This window comes from Massilia sp. TWP1-3-3, assembly GCF_049897805.1.
In the GTDB taxonomy this organism is placed as follows: Bacteria; Pseudomonadota; Gammaproteobacteria; order Burkholderiales; family Burkholderiaceae_D; genus Telluria_A.
Genome location: NZ_JAFCWX010000057.1, coordinates 1 through 11,792, shown reverse-complemented (window position 1 = coordinate 11,792; position 11,792 = coordinate 1). Strand labels below are relative to the sequence as shown.

General features: G+C 56.8%; 11 protein-coding genes and 2 pseudogenes. 10 read left to right on the top strand and 3 right to left on the bottom strand.

Annotation, left to right across the window (positions count from 1 at the left end; translation table 11 throughout):
* A pseudogene (locus ACP7D4_RS26960) lies at positions 1 to 666 on the bottom strand (IS4 family transposase); the annotation flags it as partial.
* Between the two features lie 830 nt (positions 667 to 1,496).
* Here ACP7D4_RS26960 and ACP7D4_RS26955 point away from each other — a divergent pair.
* Together ACP7D4_RS26955 and ACP7D4_RS26950 are read left to right on the top strand one after the other, a co-directional pair.
* A pseudogene (locus ACP7D4_RS26955) lies at positions 1,497 to 2,521 on the top strand (IS5 family transposase).
* 78 nt (positions 2,522 to 2,599) lie between these two features.
* A complete protein-coding gene (locus ACP7D4_RS26950; protein WP_426212415.1) occupies positions 2,600 to 2,788 on the top strand; it encodes a hypothetical protein in 189 nt (62 codons plus the stop codon).
* Positions 2,789 to 3,012: 224 nt separating this feature from the next.
* Here ACP7D4_RS26950 and ACP7D4_RS26945 read toward each other — a convergent pair whose 3' ends face one another.
* Complete coding sequence (locus ACP7D4_RS26945) at positions 3,013 to 3,996, bottom strand: IS5 family transposase (protein WP_426212413.1); 984 nt, start codon at positions 3,994 to 3,996, stop codon at positions 3,013 to 3,015.
* A gap of 322 nt (positions 3,997 to 4,318) precedes the next feature.
* Here ACP7D4_RS26945 and ACP7D4_RS26940 point away from each other — a divergent pair, with 322 nt between their 5' ends.
* A complete protein-coding gene (locus tag ACP7D4_RS26940) occupies positions 4,319 to 5,713 on the top strand; it encodes a sigma 54-interacting transcriptional regulator (protein ID WP_426212411.1) in 1,395 nt (464 codons plus the stop codon).
* A gap of 475 nt (positions 5,714 to 6,188) precedes the next feature.
* Here ACP7D4_RS26940 and ACP7D4_RS26935 read toward each other — a convergent pair whose 3' ends face one another.
* Positions 6,189 to 6,557 (bottom strand): hypothetical protein, encoded by a 369-nt coding sequence (locus tag ACP7D4_RS26935; protein ID WP_426212409.1) that lies wholly within the window; start codon positions 6,555 to 6,557, stop codon positions 6,189 to 6,191.
* Between the two features lie 41 nt (positions 6,558 to 6,598).
* On the opposite strand from ACP7D4_RS26935, the gene ACP7D4_RS26930 reads away from it, so the two are divergent.
* The 7 genes from ACP7D4_RS26930 to ACP7D4_RS26900 all read left to right on the top strand — a co-directional run bounded on the left by ACP7D4_RS26930 (position 6,599) and on the right by ACP7D4_RS26900 (position 11,627).
* The gene (locus ACP7D4_RS26930; RefSeq protein WP_426212407.1) at positions 6,599 to 6,880 is read left to right on the top strand and encodes a hypothetical protein; all 282 of its coding nucleotides are present in this window, start codon (positions 6,599 to 6,601) and stop codon (positions 6,878 to 6,880) included.
* Between the two features lie 647 nt (positions 6,881 to 7,527).
* Positions 7,528 to 7,851 carry a hypothetical protein gene (locus ACP7D4_RS26925; RefSeq protein ID WP_426212406.1) on the top strand — a complete coding sequence of 108 codons (324 nt, stop codon included), beginning with the start codon at positions 7,528 to 7,530 and terminating at the stop codon, positions 7,849 to 7,851.
* Positions 7,852 to 7,920: 69 nt separating this feature from the next.
* A complete protein-coding gene (locus tag ACP7D4_RS26920; protein ID WP_426212404.1) occupies positions 7,921 to 8,343 on the top strand; it encodes a hypothetical protein in 423 nt (140 codons plus the stop codon).
* Positions 8,327 to 9,022 (top strand): C39 family peptidase, encoded by a 696-nt coding sequence (locus tag ACP7D4_RS26915; protein ID WP_426212402.1) that lies wholly within the window; start codon positions 8,327 to 8,329, stop codon positions 9,020 to 9,022. Before ACP7D4_RS26920 ends, ACP7D4_RS26915 begins: the two co-directional genes overlap by 17 nt.
* Positions 9,012 to 9,566, top strand: coding sequence for a hypothetical protein (locus ACP7D4_RS26910; RefSeq protein WP_426107989.1), 555 nt, complete (start codon positions 9,012 to 9,014; stop codon positions 9,564 to 9,566). Before ACP7D4_RS26915 ends, ACP7D4_RS26910 begins: the two co-directional genes overlap by 11 nt.
* Entirely contained in the window at positions 9,532 to 10,917 is a 1,386-nt protein-coding gene (locus ACP7D4_RS26905) for an acetate kinase (protein WP_426212400.1), read from the top strand. Before ACP7D4_RS26910 ends, ACP7D4_RS26905 begins: the two co-directional genes overlap by 35 nt.
* 389 nt (positions 10,918 to 11,306) lie before the next feature.
* Positions 11,307 to 11,627 carry a hypothetical protein gene (locus ACP7D4_RS26900; protein WP_426212398.1) on the top strand — a complete coding sequence of 107 codons (321 nt, stop codon included), beginning with the start codon at positions 11,307 to 11,309 and terminating at the stop codon, positions 11,625 to 11,627.
* Positions 11,628 to 11,792: the final 165 nt, after the last annotated feature.

Here is an 11,792-nt window from a genome sequence, read left to right as displayed (position 1 = left end):
GCAGGTGTAGCCGCCGTCGTTAGTGTCGACGCGCATGCAGAATTTGATGGCCCGCTGGTTCAGTACGGCGACCAGCCAGCTGGCGGGATAGCCGCGGTCAAGCAGCAGCAGATCATCGGGGGAAAGGCGGTCGAGGTGTTCGATCAAAAACTGGCGTTCGCCACACTCGTGGATACCGTGCAGGGAGGCGGCGAGCATCAGGTCGGGACCCGGCAGAAACAGTCCGAACAAGATTTGATCGGCAATGGCAGCGCGCTTGACATGGCTAGCGCGCAGTCCGAAACGCATGGTCGAGCCATCGGCGGCGACCAGGCGCAGGCCGCGCCAGCGCGGCACAAAGCCATCCTGCTCGGCGCGTGCAATCAGCCAGTCGTTGAGTCCCGGAATAGCAACCAGGGACAGCTTGGCGCGCGCCTGCGCGAAGGCCTGTTCGGATACCTCGTGGACCAGCTGCGCCTGCAGACGAAGATGCGCAAAAAAGGTGTCCAGTTCGGCCTGAACGCTCATGCGCATGCCGGTCAGCATGATAGCGACCAAGGTCGCCAGCGGCAGCTTGCGGCAGCGGGAAAACGCTGTGGGGTGATCCGGATGGCGGGCATCGCGGAGAAATTCTGTTGAGCATAGGCGAGCGGCGAAATCTTGGAACAGCGTGGTCAGAACGGGCATGGCAGGCAGGGATAGTAAAAATCCATGCTGGACGCCGCGATTTTAAGGTAATGTCAAGTGTTATTGTGAAAACATTGATAATAATTTACTGAAATGCACGCCCATCGCTAACTTGGGTGGATTGGGTAGCAACCCCATGCGGGACCGCGCTATGATCCACCTCGCAGCTGAAGGAATCAGAGCCGGCGCCATAGGAAATATCGCACTCGCAGACTTCAATTGGCCTGATGGCAAAGAGCGCGGCCACGTCGCGATTAGGGACAACACTGCCAGGCGCTCTAAGCAACTATCCACTGCCACGCCTACGCAAAAAGGCACGCGTAGTCGTCAGAACTACAACTCCGAGGCCACAATATCCATCTAGCCCACGACAGCCAAGGCGATTCGTGATTACATCGACGGCGAGAGGCAGAAGATCACCGCCAGTACGCTGCGGAACAAGAGCGAAGGATTCCTGTTCCACGCTGAACATGGCGGGCCGATCGGCGACCGCTCAACGATCTCTACGGTGTACAAACGCTCAGGCATTGGCCTGCTGTGACTGGGCCTGCTGGGCAAGGATGAAAACGACCCTTATCTTGAGTGCGAGGAATACAACTTCAGCGCCTACTTGCTGCGGCACTCTGCGGCGACGCTCTTTTACTCCAGCAAATCCAAAAAGCTGCAGGGCGGCGTCGTGGAGGACCTGATGAAGTTGCGGTTCGGGTGGTCGCAATCGAGCGACATGCCGAGACTCTAGGCCCTCACAGGGTGTTGATTTAATCGCCTAGCCCATCAACCGACCCGAGCCGGTAAACGTTGTCTAATCAACCCCACTTTCGACCGCCATCATGCGCAAGACCGACGTCACCCAGCACTCGCTGTACAGTTACCGCACTTTGGAGGAACGCATCCCTGATGCGCATCCACTGCGCAAGCTACGGGTGCTGATCGACGCCATCTTGGTCAACATGAACGACGATTTCCAGGCACTGTATTCGCGGCGCGGGCGTCCCTCCATCGCACCTGAGCGCCTGCTGCGCGCCAGCCTGATCCAGACTCTGTTCTCGATCCGCTCCGAGCGTCAACTGGTGCAGCACATTGAATACAACCTGCTGTACCGTTGGTTCGTCGGCATGAACCTCGACGAGCCCGTGTGGAACCACTCGACCTTCAGTGCCAACCGCGAGCGCTTGTTCAGCGAGGCCATGACGCAGCGATTCTTTGCCCAGGTGCTGCGCATAGCCGAATGGCAAAGCCTGATTTCGGACGAACATTTCACCGTCGACGGCAGCATGATCGAGGCATGGGCCTCGGTCAAGAGCTTCCCCAAGAAGGATGGCAGCGGGCCGCCGCCGAGCGACAACGGGCGCAACGCCCCAGTCGACTTCAAGGGAGAGAAACGCTCCAACGAAACACACCAATCGACGACCGATCCAGACGCGCGGCTGTACAAAAAGGGCGACGGCGACAAATCCAGGCTGTGCTACCTGTGCCACGCGCTGATGGAGAACCGTAACGGCCTCGTGGTCGACGCCACCGCCACACTGGCGATCGGCACCGCCGAACGCGACGCAGCACTTGTCATGGCCGAGCACAGCATCAAGAAGGCCGGCGTGACGGCGCACGTGGCAGAAAAAACACAGCGCCATCAATGGGCGCACCACACGCCACGCTGGCTACACGGTCAGTATCAAGAAACGCAAGCTGGTCGAGAAGGTCTTTGGCTAGAGCAAAACCCATCGGCGGCCTGCGCAAGGTGTGCTTCGTCGGCCTGGCCAAGGTGCGCGCTCAGACCACGTTCACCTTCGCCGCTTACAACCTGACCAGCATGGCGACCATTTTTGGCTGGCGGTTGTCGGCGGTGGTGGGATAAATCCGTCCAGAGTGGGCAGGAAGTGCTGAAAAGTACTAAAAAAGGGTCTAAAAAGCGGGCTAGAAACCGGTTTTTAAGATGAATGCGGGTTCCAGCCCGAAAAAATCGCATTTCGGGCAACAAAATCCCAAGGAGTACAGTCCTTTTCCCAACGCCCTGCTAAGGGCGATGAGCGATGCGGCAAGCCTGTCAGTAGACGACTTCGTGGAGGCTCTGCTGATGGACGCGGCAATCGCCAAAAATACAAAAAATGGAATTTCCAAATGAGTGCAATGAGACAGCCAGCCGGAAATTCGATAATCGAGTGGCAGGAGGATGAGCCACTAAGGTGAGAGATGAGCGAAACTAGGGAAGCGCTGAACAATTGATGATTTCTCTGGACACGACGCGATCAACAGCGCCGCATTTGTGAAACACCTAAATTTCCATTTTTTGGTATTTAAACACGCGAATTTCGCCGTTTTTCACGCATTCCCCCTGTGCTTCCGTCCTCAGGACGGAGCTCGGGTTTCAGAGACCCTAAATTGCCGGCCAGCCAACACCAAATTCGCGCAGCCGAACAGCGTGAACAGTTGCGCGGTGTTTTTCGCCAAGCCGCGGTAGCGCGCCTTACGGTGTTTGAAGAGGTTCTTCACAACGTGAAACGGATGCTCGACTTTCGCCCAAACGCTCGCCTTGAGGTGCTCCAGCTTTTCCGTCATGCGGCCGAGTTTGTTGTTGGGCAGCGCCTTGCGTTTTGAGCGCTTCATCGCCACGTGCCACGTCACGTTTTTCCCAAGATTTTCTTCGCGCTTTTCGACGCCCTGGTAGCCTGCGTCGCCCATCGCCGCCACTTCATCACCCTGCAGCAGTGCGTGTGCCTGCGTCACGTCCGACACGTTGCCAGCCGTGCCAATCACCGTGTGCACAAGTCCAGACGCCGCGTCCACGCCGATGTGGGCTTTGAGCCCGAAGTGCCAGTCATTGCCCTTCTTGGACTGGTGCATTTCCGGATCGCGCTTCTTATCTTTGTTCTTGGTCGACGGTGGTGCCGCGATCAGCGTAGCGTCGACGATAGTCCCTTCGCGCATCATCAAGCCCTTCGCTGCGAGATGCTCGTTGATCGTCTCGAAGATCTTGCGTGTGAGTTCGTGCTTCTCAAGCAGTCGACGAAATTTCAAGAGCGTCGTCGCGTCCGGCGCCGACTCCCGATTGAGGTCGATGCCGACGAAGGCACGAATCGCCTGGCTGTCGTAGATCGCGTCTTCGACCCCTTCGTCAGACAGGCCAAAGCACTGCTGCGCAACGTACATGCGCAGCATGCGCGCCAGTCCGATCGGCGGGCAGCTAGCGCCTTCCACCTTCGGATAATGCGGCTCGATTAGTTCATGCAGTTTCGACCAAGGTGTCACACTGTTGATCTTCGCGAGGAAGCGGTCGCGCCGGGTCAGCTTCTTCTTGGCGGCGTATTCGAGCTCGGAAAAGCTCTTCTGCATGATCAACTGGACGGTGGTCGCGGATGCCGTTATTGTCCCATGTCTTGCGCTCGACCGGAACGGGTTCCGAAGGAATTAATCAGTGCTTCCCTAGCGGCAAGGGTAAACACGACACCGCTGCTACACGTTAATCGAGCGATTCTGAACTGAATCCGGTTTGAAAGTGTCCGCGTACAAAGTTAGTAGTAACGCCTCTGACTCGTCCAACGCTAGAACGAATTTAATTAGTGTTGCCTCTAATCATGACACCATTTCGTGTGAACACGAATTGCCACGCGTTAAATGCTATATTGATATCTCTTCCTTTCAATCGGAACACTTAATGAATTTAGGCATACCAACTAGAAAAACTAAGCGTCTGCTGTGCATTTCGCCCAAGGGTGCACAACTCGTGAAAGAGGTCTGCGGAAACTTTCCTTCTTGGGACGTGTGCACGGTGGGCACACTGGAAGAAGCTGCGAAAGTTTTGCAAGAACAGCAGTATCTCGTGGGGCTGCTGTTGGGATGTATTGACTTTTTTTGCTATACAGAAATGGACAATTTTTTGAAGCGCCACCCGAGTACACAATGGATCGGTGTAGTTGAGAAAAGCATGCTTCTCGTAGCGCCATCGCGCAAGCTCATGGCCGATCACCTTTGGGATTACCATACGACCCCTGTCGAGAGCGGCAAGCTGCTTCACACCCTTGGACATGTACACGGATGGGCGTGCCTAAAGGCGGAAACATTTCCCCACATCCCCGCGACGACTCGCCGCAGTATTACCGGTGACAGCGAGGCGATCTGCCGTTTGCGGTTTCAGATCGAACGTGTCGCGGCGGTAGCCGCGCCGGTGCTCATTTGTGGAGAAAGCGGCAGCGGCAAGGAGTTGGTCGCCAAAGCTATTCACGACGGTTCGCGTTTGGCCGAGGGCCCTTTCGTGGACGTCAATTGCGGCGCTTTTCCCGGCAATCTTATTCAGTCGGAGCTCTTCGGTTACGAAAAGGGGGCATTTACCGGGGCCGTGAAAGAGAGGAAAGGTTTGATTGAGTCAGCACAAAACGGCACTATTTTTCTCGACGAAATTGCTGAAATGCCAATGGAATTACAGGTCAACTTATTACGTTTCCTGCAGGAAAAAACTATCTATCGGGTAGGCGGCACGCGCAGCATCAAAGTAAACGCAAGGATTATTGCTGCTTCGCACGTCGATCTTCAAGCCGCAGTAGCGCAAGGGCGATTTCGGGAGGACTTATATTTTCGAATGAACGTGTTATTACTGAAGGTCCCGCCATTGCGTGAGCGTAAAGCTGATCTGCCCGTGCTGGTCGGCGAGTTCTTTCAAATGTTCTCAGACGAAAAGAATTCGCAGCTTAAGGGGGTAAGCAATACGGCCATGGATGCCATCATTGCGCACACTTGGCCAGGCAATGTACGCGAATTGATGAACCGTGTCCGCCGCGCCATGGTGCTTGCCGAAGGCCGCATGATATCCGCAGAGGACATGGGTCTTTGCGGTACCTCACCCCACAAGTCCAATCTGGCACTAAACGAGAGCCGCGCGGGGGCTGAACGGCACGCCATCGTCACGTGTCTTGGACGTGCCGGTGGCAATCTGAGCCAGGCAGCGCGGGAGCTGAAGATCTCGCGGATGACCTTGTATCGCCTCATAGAAAAGCATGGGATCGTTCCCAGTACCTCGCTATCACCCGATCTTGAGACTCTGTATAAAGATTGATACACTTTTAAATACAGCTGTCGACGTGTCCTATCCCTATTCGAAGTAGAAAGTTTATAACAAGAATTCTTCTGAACAGCCATTTTCACAGCGCTGTCACATTTTTGTTACAGGTTGGCTGTCTTCAATATATGTGAAGAAATTTTCGCCCAACCCACCTGAAGAGAAACGAAAAACACTGATTTAAATCAAAAGCTTGCGTGCACCGGGGGTGTATGGAATATTTTTTGCTGTGTTAAAACTGCACGCCGGCAATCGGCGACGGCGCTAACTAATCAACCTCAGGGGGCAATATGAAGAAAAGTATTTTGGCAGCTGCAATTGCGTTAGCTTTTAGCATTCCAGCACTGGCGCAAAACACCGTTGGCGATGTCGAGGGCGGCAATACACAGACTACGACTACGACTAACCGAACTGCTGCCAACACGAACAACCAGCAGGATAACAACTCGTCTCAGGACAATAACTCTAACCGTCATAACGACAGTAGCTCGAACTCGAATCGCAGCACTGGTTCCTCAGATGCATCGGCCGCGGGCGCGGCCGCCGCCAACAACGGTGGTACTGCCAACTCTTCGATTGCCAATGCCTTCAATCGTTCCTCGGCTACAGCGAACAGTTCTCTGATAGGAACGGTGTCCGGGAATGCCATCAGCAACATTGGCAATGTGGCCACTAATTCAGGCAACAGCAATGGCGGCAACGGCAGCGGCGGCGTCGGCGCTTCGGCGACGGGCGGCTCAGCCAGAGGTGCAGGCGGCGCTGGCGCAACAGCCACTGGTGGCAACGGCGGTGCAGGAACGGCTGGCGGCAGCGCCACCAACGGCAGCGCCACGAGCGGCATGGCGTCGGTAGGTACCTCTACTGCAGGGGCTGGAGGCAACGGTGGCTTGGCATCGAATGCACGTAGCGGTGCCGCAGGCAATGGCGGCGCAGGTGGACAGGGCGGCGTGGGCGGTACCGCCGCCAGCGCAACGGGCGGCAGCGGTGCTGCGGGCGGACTGTCAGGCGGCGCAACTGGGGGCGGGGGGCTTGCTGGCGCGACTACTGGCGGTGACGGCGCAGGCAGCGGTCGCAATACGTCCGGCACTGGCGGGATGGGCGGTGCTACCGGTACAGCAATTGCTGGCCAAGGCGGCGCAGGAAGCAATGGCGGGGCGAGCATGACCGGCGCCGGCGGGGCGGGGGGCAGCGGTCGCGCCGATGGCGGTACTGGCGGCACGGCTGCTCCTGCGATGGGTGGCAATGGCGGCGCAAGCGGCAACGTTATGGCCGGGACAGGCGGCAGCGGTGGCGGCGGGACTGCTAGGACGGGCAGCGGCGCCGGCGGTGATGGCGGTGCGAGTGGCTCAGGTGCAACCGCGGCCAATACGAGCGGCGCAGGCGCGGCTGGTGGAAACGGTTCCGGCGGCACTGGTGGCGCAGGCGCCGCATTGGCGAGCACTGGCGGAAATGGTGCCGCTGCTACCAACTCGAGCGGTGCCGGCGCCGCAGGCGGCTCGGGCACGGCAGGGGCAGGCGGCGCCGGCGCCGCTGGCGGTAGCAGCTCTTCGGGCGTCGCTGGAAACGCAGGCGTCGGTGGCGCTGGCTCTACTGGCGCCGGCGGCTCCGGGGCCATGGCATCGTCTAGCGGAGGTGCCGGTGCTAGCGCAACCACGGGCATGGGCGGTGATGGCGGCTCCAATAGCGGCGGCACATCGTCTGGTGGAGCAGGCGCGATGGGAGCCGCTGGCGGCAGCGGTGGTGCAACTGGCATGGCGCATAACAGCGGCGGTAGCGCAGGCGCTGGCGGTAGTGCGACCAACGGTGACACCATGAGTGGCAGTGCCATGATTGGCGACGCGCGCGGTGGTGACGGCGGTGACGGGGCCGCTGGTGGTGGCGGAAATAATGGCGGCGCGGGTGGCAACGCCGGTACCAATACAGCAGGTGCTGCCACGGGCGGCAATGGTGCTGGTGGTACCGCTGGCGCGGGTGGCAACGTAGCGGTCAATGCGGGCACTTTCAACATGTCCAACACGATGTCCAACGTTGGGCAGTCGGCCGCCGGCATCATGGTCGTTAGCCAGAACAACGGCTTCTCGTCGTTGATTCAGCAAGGCGTCAACGTGCAGTCTAACCTCGCAGTTGGCAAGTAAGTAAAGTAAGGCGGTGCCTTCGGGTGCCGCCTTTTTGCGAGCGCGGCTTTCCTCATCGAAAGGGTAGCAATGAAAAAATTTTATCGACTGACGGCTGTTGTCCTTGGCGCCTTGAGTTTCAACGTACTTGCTCAGTCAACGCCTGGAGCAACAGATAGCGCCGTGAGCGCGGCGCCTGCTAAAGAGACAGCAGCTGCCGCCAGCGGCTCGAGCGCTGGTGAGAAATCAACTAATGTAGTGCCACGCATGCCCGGCACGGCTGTATCGACCCGAAAACTGAACGCCGAACGAGGCAAAGCGGATACGGTAAGTTACGACACGCGACTCGACGGTGTCGTGACGGGAAATAGCGCCTCGAATGTGGCTACTGGTTCGAACAGCATCGACACCGGATCCTTTGCCAACATGATGGGCTTACCCGTAGTAATTCAAAACAGCGGGGCTAATGTGCTGATCCAGAACTCGACAATTGTCAATGTCCAGTTCCGCTAAGGTGCGCTGGACAGTTGCGCTATCAGGCGCGGGACTGCTCGCGATCGCGTTTCGTGGCGAGGCTATGGATCTGTCCGTCATCGGAACGACAGTAAAGTTGCCCGTTACCAGCATGCTTCAGGGGCGCTTCAAAACGACAACGCGCCAGCAGTATGATTTCAGCTGTGGTTCAGCTGCCGTCGCCACCCTGCTTACCTATCATTTCAATCAGCCGGTATCTGAGCAGGCGGTATTTGAGTTCATGTTCCAAAATGGCGACCAAAACGTCATTCGTCGGCAGGGTTTTTCGATGCTCGATATGAAGCGGTTCCTCACGACGCGTGGCTTTCTCGCCGATGGATTTGAACTGCCATTGCAAAAGTTGATCGAGGCAAAGCTCCCTGCAATTGTGTTGGTGTCGGAAAAAGGCTACAACCATTTCGTGGTCGTGAAAGGCCTTGCAGATGGGCGGATATTAATTGGCGATCCCTCAAGCGGTACACGCGCGATTGCTCTCGACCATTTTCAAACGATCTGGCAAAACAAGCTGCTGTTCGTTATCCATAACTACCAGGGCGTTCCAGCTTTCAACGCGAGCGCAGACTGGCGCGCGGCGCCTTCTGCCGTGCTGGCTGAAGGTGTCGGCCGCATCGGTCTGGATGTACTCACAATTCCCAAGCACGGAGCTGGTGAATTCTAAAAATGGAGCAAGTATGTGCGCGCAAATTATTTTTTTCCATTGCAGGGCCCTGCTAGCGGCAGCACTTGCATTGCTGGTCGCTGGCGAGGCACACGCAAGCGATGCAGTCAGAAATGACGATGTGGCAAAAAAATGGTCTGCCGTGGATGAAAAACGGCTTGCCCACGCGCGCGGGGGCTTCGTGACGACATCAGGACTTACCGTGTCGCTTGGGATAGAGCGGTCCGTGTCGATCAACGGCACGATGGTGTCGCAAACTTATCTGCACATTCAGGATGTCGGTGCACTGACCACTGCTGACGCGGCCGCATTAAAAATTGCGCTACAGCCGACCATCGTCCAGCGCGGCCCTGCCAACCTCCTCCCCTCGTCGGCGAGCCAAATTCCGGCTGGCACGTTTGTGCAAAATTCTCTGAACGACCAATCGATCAGAACCAACACCGTTATCAGTACTAGCCTCAACAGCGGCAGCATGCTGAAAGAGATCAATTTTATGTCGAGTGTGCGCGATGCAAATATTGGCTCGATATTTCCACGCAATTAACTTAATAATGAAGGAAACGGAAGACATGCGCTTACCCTCTCTGCCAAACACCATCATCGCCGCTTCTCTGGCGTTTGCTTTCCAATGCACCGCCACAGCGCAGCAGCAAAACGGTTCGGTCGAAGAGTTGACGAGGGCTGTGACGGAGCTTCGCGCAAGGATCGATCAACAGCAGCGGCTGATCGAGGCGTTGACGCGCGAAGCCGAGGGTCGCGCGGCAACGTCTCAGCCAGTCCCCGCAGCTCCGGGGCTTGACGTTCAGCGGGGGACGGGAAGCCATATTGCTGCCATCACCGCAGCGGGCATGGCCGGTGCTGAGCTGGACGTTAGCGAACCGGACAAGGCAGCCGAGGCTGTCAAACCTGTCGGCCAGGCGCCAAAACAGGATGGCCGCCCTCCGGAAATCGCGCCACCGTTTGAACAGCCAGGCATCCTCACCCAAAAAGGAAAATACGTTCTTGAGCCATCCTTGCAATTTGGTTACTCGTCAAGCAACCGGGTTGCACTTGTTGGCTATACAGTCATACCTGCACTGCTCATCGGATTGATCGACGTGCGCGAAGTAAAACGTAATACTTTCACTGGAGCGCTTGCCGCCCGTACGGGCCTTACCAATCGGTTTGAAGTGGAAATGAAAGTACCGTACGTTTATCGATCAGATGCCACCGTTAGCCGTGAACTCTTTACGGGCACGGCTGTCGAGCGCGTTTTTAATACCAGCGGCATGGGCTTGGGTGACGTTGAATTCGCCGGGCGCTATCAGCTTAACCAAGGCGGTCCCGACAAGCCATATTATATTGCGGGACTTCGGGTCAAGAGTCGCACGGGGACAGATCCGTTCAGTGTAGTTACCGATTGTACGACACGCTGTGTGGGGGAAAATGTAACTGGCACGGGCCTGCCTCTCAAGTTGCCCACGGGTTCGGGATTTTATTCTTTGCAACCGACGCTGACATGGCTGTTTCCCTCCGACCCTGCGATTTTTTTTGGGACGTTGAGCTATCTGCATAGCATCAAGCGCAACGACGTCAGCCGCCGCGTTTTGAACGGCGAATCGGAAAATATTGGAGATCTCGCGCCGGGGGACGTGTTTGGTTTTAATTTCGGACTTGGCTTGGCGCTAAACGACAAGGCGTCAGTAAGCCTAGGCTATGACCATAGTTCTATCGGGCGAATGAAGCAGAACGGTAGCAACGTTCCTGGTTCGGTAAGGACCCAGCTCGGAACACTGCTCGTTGCCTACTCCTATCGATTGAGCGATAAACGCAGCTTGAACGTTTCTGTTGGGGCAGGGGTGACACGTGATACCCCCGACGTATCGCTCTCGCTGCGGGTACCTACAACATTCTGATCACCCCCTGTTATGGCTAATGAAGCTCGGGCCAGCGCGGAGAATTGGTGACCCGCGCTTTCATTTGGCTTCGTCGGTGCAAAGCTTCGCTGTAACTGGCAGCTTCAGCTTGAATGCCCGGGCAGCAATGGCCGAGCGCGTGGCGCAAGCAATCCACCCAAGTAAGCAGTTGGCGTGCATTTGAGTAAATTATTATCAATGTTTTCACAAAAATACTTGACAATACCTTAAAATCGCGGCGTCCAGCATGGATTTTTACTGTCCCTGCCTGCCATGCCCGTTCTGACCACGCTGTTCCAAAATTTCGCCGCGCGCCTATGCTCAACAGAATTTCTCCGCGATGCCCGCCATCCGGATCACCCTACAGCGTTTTCCCGCTGCCGCAAGGCTTGAGTCAGCAGGCAGTAGTGCAGGATGTTGCCGCGAAAATCCTTTGCGACAACCTTCAAGCGCCGGTCTCGACAACTGCACACGCCGACGCCGATTTACCCGAGAACAAACGCATCAACCATGCCTACGCCCACACCGCACTCAAGCCGCTGCTGCCCATACTTCTGCTTGGCAAAAAAACCGGGAAAAAGGTTGGCGCGCTGCTGCGCGGCCTGCTCGGGCTAATTGCCGGGAAGACCTATCGACATCGAGAAAATCGTTCGAAGCCCAGGAAACCCGGCGTAAAACCACACAAGAAGATGACTCAGAAAAACTGCTGAAATGCCTTAACTTGGGTGGATTGGTGGCGCAAAGGGGCTGCGTTCAAGGTGACTGTTCAGCCCCTATGACCGGCAGAAATTAGTTGTAAACAATTGTGATCGCGTTCATCATGCTGGCATGGCAACGAAACCTTCTTCTCCCGACCTGACTGGACTGTCCCACGA